The organism is Streptomyces saintjeani, assembly GCF_055409605.1.
In genome coordinates, this window is the sequence record NZ_CP189624.1 from 4,349,387 (window position 1) to 4,371,604 (window position 22,218).

At 74.6% G+C, this 22,218-nt stretch carries 2 protein-coding genes; both read left to right on the top strand.

Going from position 1 to position 22,218, the window contains the following annotated elements; all coding sequences use genetic code 11:
* A complete protein-coding gene (gene asnB, locus ACQCO7_RS19670; RefSeq protein WP_464073097.1) occupies positions 1 to 1,995 on the top strand; it encodes an asparagine synthase (glutamine-hydrolyzing) in 1,995 nt (664 codons plus the stop codon).
* On the top strand, positions 1,992 to 22,199 hold the full coding sequence (locus tag ACQCO7_RS19675) for an SDR family NAD(P)-dependent oxidoreductase (protein WP_464073098.1): 20,208 nt from the start codon (positions 1,992 to 1,994) through the stop codon (positions 22,197 to 22,199). Before asnB ends, ACQCO7_RS19675 begins: the two co-directional genes overlap by 4 nt.
* Positions 22,200 to 22,218: the final 19 nt, after the last annotated feature.

Consider the following 22,218-nt stretch of genomic DNA (forward strand, 5'->3'; position numbering starts at 1 on the left):
ATGTGCGGAATCGCGGGCTTCGTCTCCCCGGCCCTCGTCCCCGGCACCCAGCCGGCCGTCATCACCGGCATGCTCTCCCGCATCCGCCACCGAGGCCCCGACGAAGCCGGGTACTACCTCGACGACGGCCTGGCGATGGGCACCGTGCGGCTCGCGATCGTCGATCTCGCGTCCGGCGCGCAGCCCATGCCGGACTCCACCGAGCGCTACTGGATCTGCTTCAACGGCGAGCTGTACAACCACATCGAGCTGCGGGAGGAACTCAGCGGACTCGGCCGCCAGTTCCGTACCCGCTCGGACACGGAGGTCGTCCTCCAGGCGTGGATCCAGTGGGGCCCGTCCTGCCTGAGCCGTTTCAACGGGGCGTTCGCCTTCGCCGTCCGCGACGCGCTCACGGACGAGCTCTTCATCGCCCGCGACCGGTACGGCAAACGCCCCCTGTTCTACGCGGACCGCCCCGACGGGTTCCTGTTCGCCTCGGAGATGAAGGCGTTCCGCGCCCATCCCGGTTTCCGCTTCGCGCTCGACCCGCACGAGCTGAAGTCCATCTACGGCATCTGGACCCCCCTCCCGGACCGCACCCCGTTCAAGGGCGTCCGCCAGCTGCCGCCCGGCAGCCTGCTCACCCGGCGCGACGGCCGCATCGAACTGCACACGTACGAGGAACTCGCCGTCGACGCGCCCCCGTTCACCGGCACGGCGGCCGACGCGGCGGCCCTGGTCCGCGACACCCTGCGCACCAGTGTCGAGGTGCGGCTGCGCAGCGACGTCGAGGTCGGCGTCTACCTGAGCGGCGGCCTCGACTCGTCGATCGTCGCGCGGCTCGCCACCGATCTCTCCGCGCACGAGGTCCGCACGTTCTCCGTGGAGTTCGAGGACCGCGCCCTCGACGAGTCGAGCGCCCAGCACGAGGTCGCCCGCCACCTCGGCACCCGGCACTCGTCCATCGCGATCTCCACGGCGGACGTCGTCGAGAACTTCCCGGCGGCGATCCACCACGCCGAGGTCCCCGTGTTCCGCACGGCGCTGGTCCCGATGTACCTGCTCTCCCGGCATGTGCGCGACGCCGGTATCAAGACGATCCTCAGCGGCGAGGGCGCCGACGAGGCGTTCCTCGGCTACTCCCTCTTCCGCGAGACGATGCTGCGCGCCGGCTGGCACCGGCTCACCGCCGAGGAGCGCCAGGAGCGCATCGCCGTCCTGCACCCCGAACTCGCCCACTTCGGGCCCGAGCACCAGGTCCATGTGAGCGGACTGCTCAGCCAGTTCACCGAGGAGCGCCTGGAGGGGCTGTTCTCCCACGAACTGCGCTACCAGAACGGCCGGTTCGCGCAGCGGCTGCTCAAGGACCGCGCCGAGCCGTTCGCCGACCTGCTCGCCCTCGTCCGCGACACCCCCGGCTACGCCGCCCTGTCGCCGACGCAGAAGGCGCAGTGGCTGGAGTTCAAGACCCTCCTCGCCGGCTATCTGCTCTCCAGCCAGGGCGAGCGGATGGGGCTCGCGCACGGCGTCGAGAACCGGTGCCCGTTCCTCGACCCGGCCGTCGTGCGCGCCGCCGCGCTCGTCAACCTGCGCTTCGACGACGGGTGGGAGGAGAAGGCCGTCCTCAAGGAGGCGTTCCGCGACGTCCTCCCGGCCGGGCCCCTCACCCGGCGCAAGCAGCCCTACCGCGCGCCGGGCAGCACCGCCTTCCGCGAGCACCGGCCCGACTACCTCGAACTGGTGCTCTCCGAGCACGAGCTGGCCCAGATCGACGGCATCGACCCGGTGTTCGCGAAACGCCTCGTCGACAAGGTCCTGGCCGCCGAGGGGCCCGAGGCCAGCACGAAGGAGGACCAGGCGTTCATCCACCTGCTCTCGACCGCCGTGCTCAACCGACAGTTCGTGATGGACCGGGGAGAAGACATGCGGATCCCACAGGCCGCCGAGATGAACCTGACGACCGTGATCGACCGACGGCACGGCAGCCCGCTGCTGACCGGGGGGCAGCGATGAGCCCGGACCAGCGGCGGAACGTTTCCGCAGACACCGCAGACGCCGCACACACCACGGACGACACCGACGCCGTCGCGGTCATCGGCCTCGCCCTGCGCCTGCCCGGCGCCGACACCCTGGGCGAGTTCTCCCGCCACCTCACCGAGGGCCGCTCCCTGATCTCCGAGGTCGGGCCCGAACGCTGGTCCAAGGAGCGCTGGTTCGGCAGCCCCAAGCGCGGCGCCGAGAAGACCAGCAGCGTCTGGGGCGGCTTCGTCGAGCACGCCGACCGCTTCGACGCCGCGTTCTTCGGCATCTCCCCGCGCGAGGCGGAGAGCATGGACCCCCAGCAGCGCTTCGCCCTCGAACTCGCCTGGCACGCCGTCGAGGACGCCGGCCTGCGCGCCGGTGAACTCGCCGGCAGCCGCACCGGCGTCTTCATGGGCGTCTGCCACGCCGACTACGCCGAGCTGATGGAGCGCGACGGGGCCAAGACCGACGCCTACTTCCCCACCGGCACCGCCTACTCGATCATCTCCAACCGGGTCTCCTACTGGTTCGACCTGCAAGGCCCCAGCATCACCAACGACACGGCCTGCTCCAGCTCGCTGGTCTCCGTGTACGAGGCCGTCACCGCCCTCCGCAACGGGGACTGCGCACTCGCCCTCGCGGGCGGGGTCAACCTCTGCTGGTCGCCCAAGCACTTCGTCGCCTTCAGCCAGGCCGGCATGCTCTCGCCCACCGGCCGCTGCCGCGCCTTCGACCAGGGCGCCGACGGATACGTACGCGGCGAGGGCGGCGCGGTCCTGCTGCTCAAGCCGCTCGCCCGGGCCGTCGCCGACGGCGACCTCGTGCACGCCGTCATCCGGGGCGCCGCCACCAACCACGGCGGGCGCACCAGCTCCCTCACCGTCACCAACCCGGCCGCGCAGTCCGACCTCGTCGAGGGCCTCTACACCCGCGCCGGCATCCGCCCCGAGACCGTCTCCTACATCGAGGCCCACGGACCCGGCACGCCCGTCGGCGACCCCATCGAGATCATCGCCCTCAAACGCGCCTTCCGGAGCCTGCACGACGCCCAGGGCACGCGGCCGGCGCCGGACTCCGTCGGCATCGGCTCCGTCAAGACCAACATCGGGCACCTCGAAGGCGCCGCGGGCATCGCCGGCATCGCCAAGGTGATCGCCGCGCTCGCGGGCAAGGTGCTGCCGGCGACCGTCGGCTTCGAGGAGCAGAGCCGGCTCATCGACCTCGACGGCAGCCCCTTCCGGATCGTCCGCGAGACCCAGCCGTGGGACGCGCCCACCCCGCGCCGGGCCGGCGTCAGCTCGTTCGGGTTCGGGGGGACCAACGCGCACGTCGTGCTGGAGGAGTACGTCCCCGCCGAGCAGGCGGACACGGACCCCGGCGAGACCGCCGGGCCGTACGTCGTGCCGCTGTCGGCGCGCAGCCCCGAGCGGCTGAAGGAGGTGGCGCGGCGGCTGCGGGAGTTCCTGGAGACGGACGGGTCGACGGCTCTGCGCGATCTCGCGCACACCCTCCAGCGTGGGCGTGAGCCGATGGCGTCCCGCGTCGCCTTCGTGGTGGCGGACACCCGTCAACTGCTCGGCCTGCTCGCCGAGTTCGTGGACGGCACGCTGCCCGAGGGCGCCGCGCACGGAGGCCCCGACGACGGCGGCCTCGCCACGCGCTGGGCCGAGGGCGGCGACGCCGACTGGGCCACGCTTCCCGGGTACGCCCGGGCGCGCCGGGTACGGCTGCCCACGTACCCGTTCGCACGGGACCGGCACTGGTTCCGTACCCGGCCGGACGAGGACCAGGGTGCGGCGCACCCCCTCGTCCCCCGCAACACCTCCACCCTCGGCGAACACCGCCACACCTGCGTGTTCACCGGCACCGAGCCCTTCCTCGACGCGCACCGCGTCCACGGCACCCGGGTCCTGCCCGCCGCCGCCCAGCTGGAGCTGGCCCGCGCGTCCGTCGTGCACGCCGTGTCCGGCACCGGCGCGTCCGTCCGGCTGACCGACACGGCCTGGCTGCGCCCGCTGACGGTCGACGGCGGCCCGGTCGAGGCCCATGTCGTGGTCACCGGGCGGCCCGACGGCACCCTCGCGTACGAACTCCGCACGACGGACGGCGGCACAGCGGTCGTCCACAGCCGGGGCACGGCCTCGGTGGGGGCGGACGACGAGCCCGAGCGCCTCGACCTCGTCGCGCTGCGGGCGTCCTGCGCGACCTCCCGCGACCCCGGCGAGGCGTACACGGCCCTGCACGCGGCCGGCCTCGAATACGGCCCCGCGATGCGCGGGCTCGCCGAGATCCGGCTGGGCGAGGGGCAGTTGCTGGCCCGCCTCCAGCGCCCCGCCGCCGACGTCGCGGACCCCGCCGTCGCGCTGCCGCCGAGCGTCCTGGACGCCGCGCTCCAGGCGTCGGTCCTCCTGGGGGCGGCCCTGTCCCCCGAGGCGGGCCGCAACCTCTCCCTGCCGTTCGCCCTCGACCGGCTCGACGTCCACGCGCCCTGCGCCGACACGATGTGGGCGTGGGTCAGGCACCGGGGCGGCGGGAAGGGGCTCGCGACGTTCGACGTCGACCTGTGCGACGACACGGGCGCGGTCCGCGTGCGGCTGCGGGGGCTGGCGCAGCGGACGGTGGCCCCTGCGGGCGACGCCGACGAGGCGCGCGTCCCGGCTGCCGAAGCGTCGGCCTTCGACGGGTCGCCGCTCGTCGCCGCCGGTTCCCGCTGGGTCCCGGCGGACGTCAGCGGCCCCGCCGACGGCGTCACCGTGCACGGCTTCCTCGCCGGGCGGACCGACGCGTACGCCGCCGAGGTCTCCGCCGCCGCCGGGATGCCCTTCACCGCCTTGCCCGCCGTCACCCCCGACGCGGTCGCGGACGGGGTCGCGGCGGTGCTCGACCTCGTCGTCGGGCGGGTTCAAGAAGTGCTGCGGGCCAGGCCCAAGGGGGCGCACCGGTTCCTCGTCCTCGTCGACGACCGGGTGCCCCGGCGGTTCCACGCGCCGCTCACCGGGCTCCTGCGCACGCTGAACCTGGAGAACCCGTCCGTCTCGGGGCGCGTCGTGCGCGTCGCCGGGTTCGCGAACGCCCCGGCCGGGCAGGTCGCGGAGCTGGTGCGGGCGGAGGCCGGGGACACGGCCGTCCACGACGCCGAGGTCCGCCGCGCTGCCGACGGTGTACGGCAGGTGTGGCGGCCGGAGCCCGTGGAGATCGGGCTCGACGCGCACGTGCCGGCGCTCAAGGACGGCGGCGTGTACTGGGTGACCGGCGGGCTCGGCGGGATCGGGCGCAGTGTCGCCCGGTACTTCGCGCGGTGCGCGGGCGTCACCGTCGTCCTGAGCGGGCGCACCGAAGGGGAGGGGACCCGCGCCGCCGTCGAGGAGCTGCGGGCGGCCGGGGTCGACGCGCACTACCTCGCCGCCGACGTCGGCAGCGCGGCGGACGTCGAACGCGCCGTCCGGGGCATCCTGCGCGAGCACGGCTCGCTGGACGGGATCGTCCACGCGGCGGGGACGCTGCGGGACGGGTACCTGCTGACCAAGGAGCCCGGGGACGTGGCCGAGGTGCTGCGGCCCAAGGTGAGCGGCGTGCTGCACCTCGACGCCGCCACCCGGGGCGTCCCGCTCGACTTCCTCGTCCTGTTCTCCTCCGTCGCCGGCGTCTACGGCAACCCGGGCCAGGGCGACTACGCGGCGGCCAACGCGTTCCTGGACGCCTTCGCCCACGACCGGCAGGCCCTCGTGGACGCCGGTGAGCGCCACGGCCGTACGGTGGCCGTGAGCTGGCCGCTGTGGGCGGACGGCGGGATGACGGTCGACGACGTGACGCTCGCGTCGATGCGGCGCCGGCGCGGCTGGGAGCCGCTGCCCACGGAGGCGGGGCTGCGGGTGCTGGGCGCGGCCCTGCGGGACACGCCGGAGCACGTCGTCGTCGCGTACGGCGCCGAGGCGTCCCTCGCGGCGGCGGAGCCCCGTGCCGGGTCGGCACTCCGCCCCGCCGCGCCGGCCGCTCCGGCCGCCGCGCTCACCGAGGCCGACCTCACCGCCCGGACGGCGGACCTGCTGAAGGAGGTCCTCGGCGAGGTCCTGCACCACGACCCGGCGCACCTGAAACCGGAGGTCGGCCTCATCGAGTACGGCATCGACTCGATCGGCGTGCTGGAGGCGACGGAACGCCTCGGCGAGATCTTCGGCCCGCTGCCCAAGACGCTGTTCTTCGAGTACGTCGACATCGCGGGCGTCGTCGGCTACCTGATCGAGGAACACCGGCCGACACTGGAGGCCCGCTTCGGCCAGGACACCGGGGCACAGGACACCGGGGCACAGGACACCGGGGCGCAGGCGGCGGAGCCCGAGTACGTCGCCCCCGACCCGGCCCCCGCTCCCGCTCTCGTCGTCCGTGAACCCGTCCCCGCCGGCCCCGCCGACCGCGACGACTACCACGACATCGCGATCGTCGGCGTCTCCGGCCGCTACCCCGGTGCCGACACCCTCGACGAGCTGTGGACCGTCCTCGAAGAGGGCCGCCACCTCTTCCAGGAGGTGCCCCGCGAGCGCTGGGACCACGACGCGATCCACAGCCCCGAGCGCAGCGTCCCCGGCAAGAGCGCGATCAGGACCGGCACGTTCCTGCGGGAGATCGACACCTTCGACCCCCGCTACTTCCGCATCTCGAAGCGGGACGCGGAACGCATGTCGCCGGAGGTGCGGCTCTTCCTCCAGGTCGGCGTCGAGGCGCTGGAGGACGCCGGCTACTCGCGCGAGACGCTGCAGCGCCGCTACGACGGCGACGTCGGCGTGCTCGTCGGCACGATGAGCAACCACTACAACCTGTACGGGTTCCAGAACAGCCTGACCAGGGGCGCCCCGGCGACCGGGAGCTACACGGCGACGATCCCCAACACCCTGTCGTACTTCTACGGCTTCACGGGACCGTCGATCTTCCTGGACACCATGTGCTCGGGCTCCTCGACCTGCGTCCACCAGGCCGTGCAGATGCTGCGGGCCCGCGAGTGCAAAATGGTCGTCGCCGGCGGCGTCAACCTGCTGCTGCACCCCTACAACCTGATCACCTCCTCGCACGAGCACTTCACCACCGCCACCTCCGACGTCATCCGCAGCTTCGGGCACGGCGCGGACGGCACGATCCTCGGCGAGGGCGTCGGCGCGGTGGTGCTGAAGCCGCTGGTGGAGGCGGAGCGCGACGGCGACCAGGTGTACGCCGTCATCAAGGGCACCGCGCTGTCCAACGCCGGGGTGCGCAACGGGTTCACCGTCCCCAACCCCCGTATGCAGGCCCGCGCGATCGAGAAGGCCATCGACGACTCCGGCGTCGACCCCCGCACGATCACCTACGTCGAGGGCCACGGCTCCGGCACCTCCCTCGGTGACCCGATCGAGGTCCGGGCGCTGACCTCGGCGTTCGGCAAGTACACGCCGGACAAGCAGTTCTGCGCGCTCGGGTCGGTCAAGTCGAACATGGGCCACCTGCTGCACGCGGCCGGGATGATCGGCTTCGCGAAGGTGCTGCTCCAGCTCAGGAAGCGCACCCTCGTGCCGTCCCTGCACAGCGAGGAGCTGAACCCGGACATCGCCTTCGAGGACACGCCGTTCCGCGTGCAGCGCGAACTGGCCGAGTGGAAACCCGCGGTGACGGCCGAGAACGGGGTGACGACCGTCCACCCCCGGCGCGCGGGCATCACGTCCATCGGCGCGGGCGGCATGAACTCGCACATCGTCGTCGAGGAGTACGTCGCCCCGGCCCGCCCGGACGACGGACGGCCGCGCGGCGCCGAGCTGTTCGTGTTCTCCGCGATGACCGACGCCGCGCTGGAGACCTCGCTGGCCCGGTTCCGCGACTACCTCGCGGCGGCCGACGAGGCCGACCTGCCGTCCATCGCCCACACCCTGCGCGTCGGCAAGAACGAACTGCCGCGCCGCTGGGCCTTCGTGGCGAAGGGCCGCGCCGAAGCCGTCGCGTCCGTCGACCGTTACCTGGCCGGCGGGCGCGACCAGGACGCCGCGCTGGCCGGCGCGGACCCGGCCGTACGCGGCCTCGCCCTCGACTGGGCGGGCGGCACCGGCGTCGACTGGGCGCCCCTGACGGGCGGGCGTCCGCCCCGGCGGATCTCGCTGCCGGCGTACCCGTTCGAGCGGGTGCGCTGCTGGACGGAGCCCGAGCCGGGCGCGCCGAGCGTCCTCGCCCCGCTGGCGGTGCGGGAGAAGGTCCACCCGTTCCTCGGGGCCAACCGGTCCGACGTCGACGGGCTGCGGTACGTCCTCGACGTCCACCTCGACGACCTCGCCGACTACGGGTACGCCCGCGACAAGGTGCGCGGGATCGTCCCGACGTTCGCCGTCGACCTGGCGCTGGCCGTGGGCAGGGCGACCGGGTTCGCGGCGAGTCCCCGGGTGAGCGGGCTGCGGCTGTACGGGCCGGTCCCCTGGGGGGAGACGGCACGGCTGGTGACCACCTTCACGCCGGACGGCCGGGAGGCGGGCGTCGGGGTCGTGGTGCGGGAGGACCGGGACGGTGAGCGGAGTGTCGTCGCCGAGTTCGTGGTGCGGCCCGGGGACGGGCGGCCCGCTCCGGCGGGCGAGGTGCGCCAGGACGCCGTGCGCGTGCTCGACCGGGACGGGGTACTGGCCGAACTCGCCGAGGGGGGTGTCGTGCCCGAGGCCGTGCGGTTCGGGGTGTCCGGGGCGTCCTGGCTGGCGGACGGGCGGCTCGTCCTCGCCGTCGGGGTGCCTCAGGTGCGCCAGGACCACGTCCTGCGCGACGTGCGCATCGCGCCGCACGTCCTCGCGGCCGTCGCGCACGGCGTGCGGCTCGCCGCCAAGCGGGACGGGGCCGCCGACTGGGCCCGGCAGGTTCCACGCGGGTTCGAGGAGGTGCGGGTCTTCGACGACACGCGCGGCGCCGACGAGGTCGCGCACGTCGTCCTCGACCCCTCGGCCGGGCGGGTCCTGCTGACCGGCGCGGACGGGACGGTGCTCGCCGAACTCACCGGGATGCGGTGGGGAGAGGCGCAGACCGGGCCCTCGTACACGGAGGCCGAGCGGCGCGAGACGCCGGTGCGGGCCGCCCCCGTGCGGACGGAGCCGGCGCCCGTCGAGCCCGTCCCGGCGCGGGACGAGGACTCCCTCGTCGCCTTCGCCGTCGACCGGCTGCGGCTGCTCGCCGCCGACCTCCTCAAGTTCGACGCCGAGGAACTGGACGCGCACACCGGGTTCGACGCCTTCGGGTTCGACTCGATGTCGCTGGTCGCGTTCGCCAAGCTGATCAAGGAGGAGCTGGGGGCCGAACCGACGCCGGCGGTGTTCTTCGACGTGAACACGCTGGCCGCGCTGGGGCGGTACGTGGTCGAGGAGCACGGGGAGGCGGTACGGGCGGCCCGGGGGGAGGCCGGGGGCGGGGCAACTCCGGTGCCGGAACCTCCTGTTGAGGCAACTCCCGTCCAGAAACCGCCCGTTGTGGCAACTCCCGTCCAGGCCAGGCCCGTAGAAGCCCCGGCCGACCCCGGCCGGCCGATGCCCATCGCCGTCATCGGCGTCGCCGGACGCTTCCCCGGCTCGCCCGACCTGGACGCCTACTGGACCAACCTCGCCGGCAACCGCGACTGCGTCACCGGGTTCCCCGTCCACCGCTACGACGCCGCGTACGCGAAGGTCGTCGAGGAGGCCGAGTTCCCCAAGCACGCGGGCGTCGTGGACGACGTCGACGCGTTCGACGCGGAGTTCTTCCAGATCTACCCGCGTGAGGCCGAGCTGATGGACCCTCAGCACCGGCTCGCCCTCCAGACGGTGTGGAACGCCGTCGAGGACAGCGGGTACGCGCCCGGCGCCCTGCCGCGTGACACCGGGCTCTACCTCGGGGTCTCCGGCACGGACTACGCGACGCTGCTGACGACGTACGGGGTCGAGCCGGACGCGTTCACCTCCACGGGCAACGCGCACTCCATCCTCGTCAACCGGATCTCGTACGTCCTCGACATCCGGGGCCCGAGCGAGCCGATCGACACGGCCTGCTCCAGTTCGCTGGTCGCCGTGCACCGGGCGATGGAGGCGATCCGCTCCGGCGCGTGCGAACTCGCGATCGCCGGCGGGGTCAACCTGCTGCTCAGCGTGGACACGTTCGTCAGCGCGCACCGGGCCGGCATGCTCAGCCCGACCGGCCGGTGCCGCACCTTCGCGCGGGACGCGGACGGGTACGTGCGCGGCGAGGGCGTCGGCGCCCTCGTCCTCAAGCCGCTCGACGCCGCCGAGCGCGACGGCGACGCCATCCTCGGCGTCCTCGTCGGCAGCGCGGAGAACCACGGCGGGCGCGCCAACTCCCTCACCGCGCCCAACGCGGACGCCCAGGCCGACCTGGTCGCCACCGCGATGCGCGGCATCGACCCGCACACCGTCGACTACATCGAGACCCATGGCACCGGCACGGAACTCGGCGACCCCGTCGAGGTCCGCGCGCTGCGCACCGCGTACCGCAGGCTGGGCGCCGGGGACGACGCCGGCATCGCGCTGGGCTCGGTGAAGACCAACATCGGCCACCTGGAGGCCGCCGCCGGGGTGGCGAGCCTGCTGAAGGTGCTGCTCGCGATGAAACACGACACCATCCCCGCCGCCCTGCACTCCGGCGACCTCAACCCCTACCTCGAACTCGACAAGGGGCCCTTCCGCGTCGTCCGCGAGAACGAGCCCTGGCCGCGCGGCCGTTCGCCCCGGCGGGCGGGTGTCAGCAGCTTCGGGTTCGGCGGCGTGAACTGCCATGTGGTGGTGGAGGAGTACGTGCCCGGCGCGGCGCAGGCCGACGCCGCCTCGGTCACCGCCCCCGTCGCCGTCCCGCTGTCGGCCCGCACCCCCGAGCGGCTGCGCCAGGTCGCCCGCGACCTGCTGGCCCACCTGGAACGCACCGACGTCCCGCTGTCCTCCCTCGCCTGGACCCTCCAGAGCGGGCGCGAGGCGCTGCGTGAACGGGTCGGCTGGGTGGTCGGCTCGCGGCGTGAACTCGCCGCCGAACTAAGGGCGTTCACGCAGGACGGCCCGCACACCGGGCTCCGGGGCACGGTCACCCGCCGGGCCGGCGACACCCCCGTGACGGACGGCGGCCCCGCCCGCACGCTGGCCCGCTGGATCGCCGGGGACGCGGTCGACTGGCGTGCGCTGTACGGGAGTTCGACGCCTCGGCGGGCCCACCTGCCGGTCTACCCGTTCGCCCGGGAGCGGTACTGGATCCCGGGGTCGGCCGCGCGTGACGCCGCCCGGCCCGGGACCGGCACCGGGACCGCGCTGCTCGTGCCGCGCTGGGAGCCGAAGGCCGTCGCCGGGTCCGGCGAGGTGCCGCCCCGGCGGGTGGTGATCCTGTGCGGTGAACTCGCCGCCGGTGCACAGGAGTTCATCGAGCCCGGGGTGCGGTGCGTCACCGTCGGGAGCCGTAAGCGGCGGCTCGACAGCCGGTTCGGGGACGTCTCACGGCAGGTCTTCCAGGCCGTGCGGGACGTCGTCGCCGAGGCGACGCCCGGCCGCACGCTCGTGCAGGTCGTGGCGCCCGTGTCCGGTGCCGACACCGTCCACCTCGCCCTCTCCGGGCTGCTGCGCACCGCCGCCGCCGAGGACCCCTCGCTCACCGCGCAACTCATCTGCCTCGACGGGCAGTTCGACGGCGCGGCCGTCGCCGCCCGGGTCGCGGAGAACGCCGCCGCCGAGGACGACGTCGTGCTCCACCGGGGCGGCGTCCGCTCCGTGCTCGTCTGGCGGGACGTCACCGCGCCGCAGAGCGAGCGGGTCCTGCCCTGGCGGGACGGCGGCGTCTACCTGATCACCGGCGGTGCCGGGGGCGTCGGTGCCGTCGTCGCCCGTGCCATCGCGCGGGACGTCGAACGGCCGACGCTCGTGCTCACCGGCCGCTCACCGCGCGACGCGCGCATCGACGCGCTCCTCGGCGAGCTGCGCGGCGCCGGCGCCATCGCCCGGTACGCGCGGGCCGACGTCTCCCGGTGGGAGGAGGTCCGGCATCTCGTCCGCGAGGCCGGTCGGTTGCACGGCATCGTCCACTGTGCCGGGGTCGTCCGGGACGCGGCGCTCGTCAACAAGACGGAGGACGAATGGGGGGACGTCCTCGCGCCGAAGGCCGACGCGGTCGTCCACCTCGACCGGGCCGTGGGCCGCGCCCCGCTCGACTTCCTGCTGCTGTGCTCCTCCGGCTCCGCGGTCACCGGCAACCCCGGCCAGGCGGACTACGCCACCGCCAACGCCTTCCTGGACGCCTTCGCCGCACTGCGCAACGCGCGCGTCGCCGCCGGGGAGCGGTCCGGGCGGACCCTGTCGCTCGGCTGGCCGCTGTGGCGGGACGCCGGGATGCGGGTCGACGACGCCGTGCGCGCCCGGCTCTGGACGAGCAGGGGGCTGGCGCCTATGGAGTCCGCCGCCGGGGTCGAAGCGCTGGTGGGGGCCTGGGGATTGCGGGAGGAAGGGCAGGTCTGGATCCATCACGGGGACCTGAGCAGGGTCCCGGACGTCGGGTCGAGCCGCGCTCCGGCCGTCCCCGCCCCTGTTCCCGCCCCTGTTCCTGTGCCAGTTCCTGTCTCTGTTCCTGTCCCTGTTCCTGACCGTGCCGTCGACGACGCCCTCCGCCGGCTCGTCGAGATCTTCGCGCAGGTCACCAAGGTCGCGTCCACAGCTGTGGACGGCGATGCCCCGCTGCACGACCTGGGGCTGGACTCGATCATGATCGTGCAGCTCAACAGGGAGCTGGCGCTGGCGTACGGCGAGGTCTCGAAGACGGTGTTCTACGAGTTCCCGACGCTGCGGGCACTGGCTGAACACCTGGCGCCGAAGGGGCAGTCGCCCCTACCGGAGCCTGTACCTGAGCCCGTGCCGCCCGTGCCGCCCGTGCCGGAAGCGGCCGTCCGGACCGTCCGGACGCCCGCCCCCGCCGCCCGCGAGCCCATCGCCGTCATCGGCATGACCGGCCGCTACCCCGGCGCCCCGGACCTCACCCGGTTCTGGGCCAACCTCAAGGCCGGCCGGGACGCCATCCGTGAGGTCCCCGCCGACCGCTGGCCCCTGGACGGCTTCTACGAACCCTCCCGTGCCACCGCCGTCGCGAACGGCCGCAGCTACAGCAAGTGGGGCGGCTTCCTGGACGACTTCGCCGGGTTCGACCCGCTGTTCTTCCGCATCGCCCCCCGCGACGCCTACGCGATGGACCCGCAGGAACGCCTGTTCCTCCAGGCGGCCTGGGAGGTGCTGGAGGACGCCGGCTACACCCCGGAGGAACTCGGCGCCCGCCACCACCACCGGGTCGGCGTCTTCGCCGGCGTCACCAAGTCGGGCCACGCCCGGTACGGCACGCGGCGGCTGCCGTCCGGGGAGACGGTCGTCCCCGCGCTGTCGTTCGCCTCGCTCAGCGCGCGCACCTCGCACGTGCTCGACCTGCGGGGCCCGAGCATGACCATCGACACGATGTGCTCGGCGTCGCTCACCGCGATCCACGAGGCGTGCGAGCACCTGCACCAGGGCTCGTGCGAGGCGGCCATCGCGGGCGGCGTCAACCTGTACCTGCACCCGCTGGACTACGTGGAGCTGTGCCGCTCCACCATGCTCTCGGCGGAGGGGAAACTGCGCAGCTTCGGCAAGGGCGGCGACGGCTTCGTGCCCGGTGAGGGGGTCGGCGCGGTCCTGCTGAAGCCCCTCTCGCGGGCCGAGGCCGACGGCGACCAGGTGCTCGCGGTGATCCGGGGCACGAGCGTCAACCACGGTGGCCGCACCCACGGTTACACCGTGCCCAACCCGGTCGCCCAGGCCGAGCTGATCCGCGACGCGCTGGAGCGCGCCGAGGTGAGTGCCCGCGACATCGGGTACGTCGAGGCGCACGGCACCGGCACGCAGCTCGGCGACCCCATCGAGGTGACCGGGCTGACGCTCGCCTTCCAGCAGGACACGGACGAGCGGCAGTTCTGCGCGCTCGGCTCCGTCAAGTCGTCCATCGGGCACCTGGAGGCCGCCGCCGGCGTCGCCGGGCTGACCAAGGCCGTGCTGCAACTGCGGCACCGGCAGTTCGTGCCCAGCCTGCACGCCGAGGAACTCAACCCCAACCTCGACCTCGACCGCAGCCCGTTCTTCGTCCAGCGCGAACTCGCCGACTGGCCCGGCGACCGGCCGAGGCTGGCCTCGGTCTCGTCGTTCGGTGCGGGCGGCTCGAACGCCCACGTCATCTTGGAGGAACACGTGTCCCAGTCCGCCTCCGGCCGAGCGCCGGACCAGGCAGGAGCGGAGCAGCTCGTCGTCCTGTCCGCCCGTACGCCCGCACAGCTGCGCGCCCACGCCGAGCGCCTGGCCGACCACCTCGCCGGTCCCGGCGCGGGGGCCGACCTCGCGGATCTCGCCTTCACCCTCCAGACGGGCCGCGTGGCCTGGGACGAACGCCTCGCCGTGGTCACGGCGTCGGTGCCGGCCCTGCTCGCCTCCCTGCGGGCCCATCTCGCGGGCGACCCCGCCGCCCCCGGCGTCTTCCGGGGCACCGCCGGCCGCCCGGGCGGCACGGCCCTGGAACTCACGCAGGACGACGACCTCCGCGACCTCCTCGTCACGCGCTGGACCGCGGCCCGCAAGCTCACGAAGCTCGCCGCGCTCTGGACCGAGGGCGTCCCCCTGGACTGGCCCGCCCTGCACGCCCCCACCACCCCTCGCCGCATCTCCCTGCCGGCCTACCCCTTCGCCCAGGACCGCTACTGGGCGGGCGACCTGGAGGCGGTGGCGGACGGCGCGGGCGCGGGCTACACGGCCCCGGAGACCGGCACCGACCCGGCCAGGCATGAGGCGGGTACCGCGTACGGGGCTCCCGAGCCCGGCACAGCGCCCACGGCGCGGACCACCGGGGCGGATGCCGGATACCGGGCTCCCGGCGCCGCTCCGGCGGGTACCGCGTACGGAGCCCCCGAACCCGGCACGGCGCCCACGGGGCACACCGCTGAAGCGAACGCCGGCCACGGGACTCCCGGGGCGGGTGCCGCGTACGCCGCCCCCGCCACCGCCGAGTCCGCGCCCCCGCTCGACGACCGCGTCCGCGACACCGTGCACGCCAAGCTCGCCGTCGCGCTGGCCATGGACGAGCGGGAGATCGACGGGCGGCGTGCCTTCGCCGAGTACGGGCTCGACTCCATCCTCGGCGTGCGCTTCGTGCACGAGCTCAACGGGACGCTGGGCCTCGACCTGACGACGAGCGTCATCTACGACCACAGCTCGGCCGACCGCCTGATCACCCACCTCCTGGACGACCACCGCGAGACCATCACCTTCGCGGCAACGCCGCAGCCGACGACCGCGGCGACCGGCGTCGCCCCCGTGCCGGGGGCCCCGGCGACCCACGAGCCCGCCGCCACTCCGCTGTCCCCGGCGCCCGGGTTCCCCGCGAACAGCACCTCCGCGTTCCCGGCCCCGGCAGTCGGGTTCCCGGCGGGCGGCGCCGTCGCCCCCGCGCCCGAGCCCACCCCCGCGTCCCCGCCCCCGGCGCCCGCGGCGGTCGGCGTCGCCGTGCCGGAGGGCCCGGTGGCCGGGTTCGCCTCCGGCCGTCCGTCCCCCTCCGCCTCCCGGCCCCCCATCGCCATCGTCGGTATGAGCGGGCGTTTCGCCGGGTCGGACTCTCTCGATGAGCTCTGGCGGCATCTCGCGGCGGGGGACGATCTCACCGGTGAGGCCGTCCGGTGGCCGCTGCCCGCGACGGACGACGCCGGGAACCCCCGCTGCAACCGGGGCGGATTCCTGGACCGGATCGACGAGTTCGACCCGTTGTTCTTCAACATCTCGGGTGTCGAGGCCGCGGTGATGGACCCTCAGCAGCGGCTGCTCCTGGAGGAGTCGTGGAAGGCGCTGGAGGACGCCGGGTACGCCGGGACGGCGATGCGTGAGCGGGACTGCGGGGTGTACGTCGGCTGCTGGGAGGGCGACTACCGCGGCCTCGTCGGGGAGGACGCGCCGGCGCAGGCGTTCTGGGGGAACCTGGGGTCGATCGTGCCCGGCAGGATCGCGTACTTCCTGGACCTGAAGGGCCCGGCGATCGCGGTCGACACGTCCTGCTCCAGTTCCCTCGTCGCGCTGGACCTGGCCTGCAAGGACCTGTGGTCCGGCGAGACCGGCATGGCGCTGGCGGGCGGCGTGTACGTGCAGTCCACCCCGCGCCTGTTCGACCTGGCCGGCCGCGCGGGCATGCTGTCCCCGACGGGAAGCTGCCGCGCCTTCGACCACCGCGCGGACGGCTTCGTCCCCGGTGAGGGGGTCGGCGTCCTCGTCCTGAAGCGCCTCGACGACGCCCTCGCGGACGGCGACCACGTGCACGGCGTGATCCGCGCGTCCGGCACGAACCACGACGGCGCCACGAACGGCATCACCGCGCCCAGCTCGCTCTCGCAGGAGCGGCTGCTGAGCCAGGTGTACGACAGGTTCGGCGTGGACGTCGGGACGATCCAGCTCGTCGAGGCGCACGGCACCGGCACGAAGCTGGGCGACCCGATCGAGTTCCAGGCGCTGACCCGCGCGTTCCGCAAGGGCACCGACAGGTCCGGCTACTGCGCGCTGGGCTCGGTCAAGACGAACCTCGGGCACACGCAGTACGCGGCGGGTGTCGCCGGCATCTTCCGGGTGCTGCTCGCGATGCGGCACCGGCAGATCCCGGCCTCCCTGCACTTCGAGCGGAACAACGAGGCGGTACGGCTCGACGGCAGCCCCTTCTACGTCAACACCCGCACCGAGCCGTGGCCGGCCCCCGCGCACGGCCCGCGCCGGGGCGTCGTCAGCTCCTTCGGCGCGAGCGGCACCAACGCCCACGTCGTCCTGGAGGAACCCCCGGCCCGCCCCGCCGGGCGCGCCGACGCCCCGGCCCACCTGGTCGTCCTGTCGGCGCGCTCGCGGGAGCAGCTGGCCGAGCAGGTCGCCCGCCTGGCCGCGCACTGCCGCGCGGAGACGGCGCTGGACGCCGGGGACGTCGCCTGGACCCTCGCGGTGGGCCGCGCGCACTTCACGCACCGGTACGCCTGCGTCGTCCGCGACCGCGAGGACCTGCTGCGGGTCCTGGAGCAGGGGCTCGGCGGACCGCGCGCCGTGACGGGCGAGGCGAAGCCGTCCGCGCCGCCGGCCACGCCGCCGGCGGACCTGAACGCCCTCGCCGAACTCCACGTCCGGGGCGCCGAACTGGACTTCGCGCGCGTGTTCCCGGACGGCCTGCGCAGGGTCCCCCTGCCGACGTACCCGTTCGCCCGCGAGAGCCACTGGGCGACGGGGACACCGCCGGTCGCCCCGGCCCAGCCCCAGGCACCGGCACCGGCACCGGCACCGGCACCGGCACCCGAGGCGACGGCCGTCCCGCAGACGCCCCCCGCCGCCGACCCCTTCCTCACCGACCTGACCCCCGACCCCACCGCCCCGGGCACCCTCCAGGGCACCGTCCGCCTCACCGGCGACGAACGCCTCCTGCGAGACCACCTGGTGCGCGGCGGCCGGGTCCTGCCCGGCGTCGTGCACCTGGAACTCGCCCGCGAGGCCGCCGTCCGCGTCCTGGGGACGGACCCGGCGGCCGGGCTGAGGATGCGCGACGTCACCTGGGTGCGCCCGCTGGCCGTGGACGGCCCGCTGGAGGCGCGGGTGACGGTCCGTCCGGACGCCGAGGGAGTCACCGTCACGATCGGCGCCCCGGACGGGCCCCCGTACAGCGAGGCCCGGGTCCGGCCGTCCGCCGCTCCGGCCCCCGCCCCCCTCGACCTGCCCGCCCTGCGCGCCGCCTGCCCCACCCGCGTGCCCGGCACCCGCATCACGCAGTCCCTGGTCGCGGCCGGTATCACCCACGGCCCGGCGCTGCGGGCGATCGACGAGGCGTACGTCGGTGAGGGCACGGTCGTCGCCCGGCTGACCGCGCCCGCCGGGCACCCGTACGTCCTGCACCCGGCGCTGACGGACTCGGCGGTCCAGGCGTCCGCCGCGCTCGCGCTCGACGGCGACGCGAGCGACGTCAGGGTGCCGTTCGCGCTGGAGACGCTGGAGCTGTTCGGCCCCTGCGAGGAGGTGATGTGGTCGGTGGTCCGCGTGGTGGACGCCGGCCGGCTCGACATCGACCTCGTCGACGAGGCGGGCGCGGTCCGCGTCCGGCTGACCGGCTACACCTCGCGCGCCGTCCCCGACTCCGCGCCCGCGCTGTTCAGCCCGGCGTGGCAGCCGGTGGCGGCCGAGGAGGGGGGCCCGGCGTCCGGCCAGGAGCGGGTGCTCGTCGTCGGCGCCACGGACGAGCGGTTCGCCGACGTCCTGCGCACCTTCCCGCAGGCCCGCGCCTGGCGGCTCGCGCCCGGCGCGACGGTCGAGGAGACCGCCGCCGCGCTGACGGCCCTGGGCGGCATCGACCACCTCCTGTGGCTGGCCCCCGACACCGCACCGCACGTGACGGACGCCGCCGGCTTCACCGCCGCGCAGGAGGACGGCGTCATCGCCGCGTTCCGCATGGTCAAGGCCCTGCTGAGCACCGGCGCCGACGCCCGCCCGCTCGGCGTCACCCTGGTCACGAGGGGCGCCCTCGCCACGTACGCGGGCGAGGCGACCCGGCCCGCGCACGCCGCCCTGCACGGCCTGTTCGGCTCCCTGGAGAACGAGTACGGGCACTGGACCGTCCGCCGCGTCGACCTCGACGAGGCGGGCGGCCTGTCCGGCCTGCCCGCCCGCACCCCCGGCGGCACCTGGGCCCGGCGCGCGGGCCAGTGGCTGCGCCGCCGCCTCGTCCCGACCGCCTCGGCCCACCTGGAGACCGTGCCCTACCGCGAGGGCGGTGTGTACGTCGTCATCGGCGGCGCGGGCGGGCTCGGGGAGGCGTGGACGCGGCACGTCACCGAGCGGCACGGCGCCCGCGTGACCTGGCTCGGCCGCAGGCCCCAGGACGCCGGCATCACGGCCCGGCTGCACGCGGCGCGCGGGCGCGGCGAGGTCCGCTACCTCGCCGCCGACGCCACCGACCCGGCCGCGCTGCGCGCCGCGTACGAGGACGTCAAGGGCCGGTACGGGCGCGTCGACGGCGTCGTCCACTCGGCGCTCGTGCTGCGTGACCGGGGGCTGGCCGGCATGGCCGAGGCCGACTTCCGCGCCGCGCTCGCGGCGAAGGTCGACACCAGTGTGGCGATGGCCCAGGTCTTCGCCGCCGAACCCCTCGACTTCGTCCTCTTCTTCTCCTCGCTCCAGTCCTTCGTGACGGCCGCGGGCCAGTCCAACTACGCGTCCGGCTGCGCCTTCGCCGACGCGTACGCGAACCTGCTGGGCCGCGAACTCGCCTGCCCCGTCCGGGTGATGAACTGGGGCTGGTGGGGGTCCGTCGGCAGCGTCGCCTCCGCCTTCCACGAGCAGAGCATGGCCCGCTGGGGCCTGAAGTCCATCGAGCCGCCGGAGGGCATGGCCGCCCTCGGCACGCTCCTGTCCGGCCCGCAGCCCCAGGCGAGCTACGTCAAGCTGGCCGACCCCCGGGCCATCGAGCCGATCGACCCCTCGCTGCGGACGACGGTGTACGCGCGGGCGTCCGTGGGCGTCCCTCCGGAGACGGTCGCCGCGCACACGGGGCAGGCCGACGAGGAACTGCTGCGCGGTGTCGCCGCGTGGCGGCGCGACGAACGCGACCCGCTGCTCGGGCAGTTGATCCGGGCGCACCTGGAGGCGCTGGGGGTCGTGCGGGCCGGTGAGCCGGTGCCGGACGGAGCCACCGGGCTCGCACGCGGCGGCATCCACGAGCGGTACTCCGCCTGGCTCGCCCACTCCCTGCGGGTCATGCCGGCGTCGGCGGCGCCGCTCGACGTCCTTGAGGCGCGGTGGGCGCAGGAGTGCGCGCGCTGGTCGGCCGACCCCGACAAGGCCGCCGAACTCGCCCTCGTCGACGCGACGTTGGCGTCCCTGCCGGCGATCCTCACGGGGCGGGTCCCCGCGACCGACGTCATGTTCCCGCGCGGTTCCGTCGAACTGGTCGAGGGCTGCTACCGCAACAACCGGGTCGCCGACACGTTCAACCGGACGATGTCCGCGGCGGCCTCCGGCATCGTCGCCGGCCTGCTGCGCCAGGACCCCGGCGCCCGGATCCGCATCCTGGAGATCGGCGCCGGCACGGGCGGCACGAGCGTGGGCATGTTCGCCGCGCTGCGCCCCTACGCGTCGAGCATCGAGACGTACACGTACACCGACCTCTCCAAGGCGTTCCTCAACCGGGCGCAGGCCAACTACACCCCCGACGCCCCCTACCTGGACTGCCGCCGCTTCGACGTCGAACAGCCCCTCGCCGGGCAGGGCATCGAGGCGGGCTCCTACGACCTGGTCGTCGCGGCGAACGTCCTGCACGCGACGCGGGACATGCGTAACACGCTGCGCAATGCCAAGGCCGCGCTGCGCGACCGGGGCTGGCTGCTCCTCAACGAGCTGACCGCCTTCGACGTCTTCAGCCACCTCACCTTCGGCCTCCTGGAAGGCTGGTGGCTGTCGCAGGACGTCCCGCTGCGCGTCCCCGGCTCCCCGGCGCTGGCCCCGGACGCCTGGCGGGAGGTGCTGCGCGGCGAGGGCTTCACGTCGGTGGTGTCGCTGCTGCCGTCGGCCGGTGACCTGGGCCAGCAGATCATCGCCGCCGAGGGTGACGGGATCGGCAGGCAGAAGGTGTCCGGAGCTGGAACGGCTGGGCCGACGAGCGCGGTCGCCGCAGCGGCACAGCGGACGACACCGGCTCCCACACCCTCCCGCCCCGTAACCGCCCAGGCCCCGACCACCCCGTTCCCGGCCGCATCGCCCCCGGCGGCTCCGGCGGCTCCGGCTCCGGCTCCGGCGGTTTCGGGCACGCCGGCTTCGCCGGTTCCGTTCCCGGCCACCCCGGCCCCGATCACCCCGGCCCCGGCTGTTTGGGCCACGCCGGCCTCGCCGATTCCGTCCCCGGCCGCGTCGGCTCCGGCGGTTTCGGCTCCGGCTCCGGCGGTTTCGGGCACGCCGGCTTCGCCGGTTTCGTTCCCGGCCACCCCGGCCCCGATCACCCCGGCCCCGGCTGTTTGGGCCACGCCGGCCTCGCCGGTCCCCGTCGCCTCGTCCGCCGTCACGGTCCTGTCCGCCTACCTCACCGACAGGGCCGCGGAAACCCTCCGGGTCCCCGCTGAGAAGATCGACGCCGACACCTCGTTCATCGAGTACGGCATGGACTCGATTCTCGTCCTCCAGTTCACCAACGAACTGCGCCAGGACCTGGGCGAGTTGTCATCGACCGTGCTGTTCGAGGAGGACTCGGTCGGCAGGCTCGCCGCGTACCTGATGGCGAACCGCGCCGAAGAGGTACGCACGCTGGTGGCCGAACTGCACCCGGAGCCGGTACGGGACGAGGGAGCCGTGGACGTGGCGGAACCGGTGCTGGGAACGCTGTTCCACGCGGCCGTCCGCTCGGCGCCGCCGGCTCAGGGCGCCGCTCTGCTGAAGAGCGCCGCGCGGCTGCGCCCCGCCTTCACCACGGGCGCGGACACCCCCGACCCGGAGACGCTGTACCTGGCCGAGGGCAAGGACGAGGTGGGCCTGGTCTGCCTGCCGTCGCTGATCGCCCCCACGGGCGCGCACCAGTACCTGCGGCTGGCCATGGCCCTGCGCGGCCTGCGCCCGGTGTGGGCGACCGGCATGCCGGGATACGGCACCGGTGACCCCCTCCCGCAGACCCTGGACGCGGCGATCGACCGCCAGGTCACCGCCTTGCGGGGGCGCTTCGCCGGCCGGCGTTTCGCGTTGGTGGCGTACTCGTCGGGCGGCTGGCCGGCCCACGAGATCGCGCGGCGGCTGGAGGCCGACGGCACACCCGCCGCCGCGCTGGTCCTGCTGGACTCCCCGGCACGGCCGGGCAGCGCCCTGGCCGACGGCATGATCACGATCACCCGCTGGCTCGCCGACCGCTACCCCCAGCTCCCCGCCGACGACGAACAGCTCACGGCGATGGCGCGGTACGCGGAGCTCTTCGAGAGCTGGGAGCCCCGTCCGCTGCCGACGCCGACGCTGTTCGTGGCGCCGTCCTCGCCGGAGGCCCTGTCCGAGGTCCTGGGCGACACGTCCCGTCAGCTGTGGCGCCCGGACTGGCCGCTGGACCACACCCGCCTGGAGGTGCCCGGCAACCACTTCACCCTGCTGGAGGAACACGCCGGGACCACCGCGCACGCCGTCCACGAGTGGCTGACGCGCCTGGGCTGACGCCGGGGAACGCGTGAGC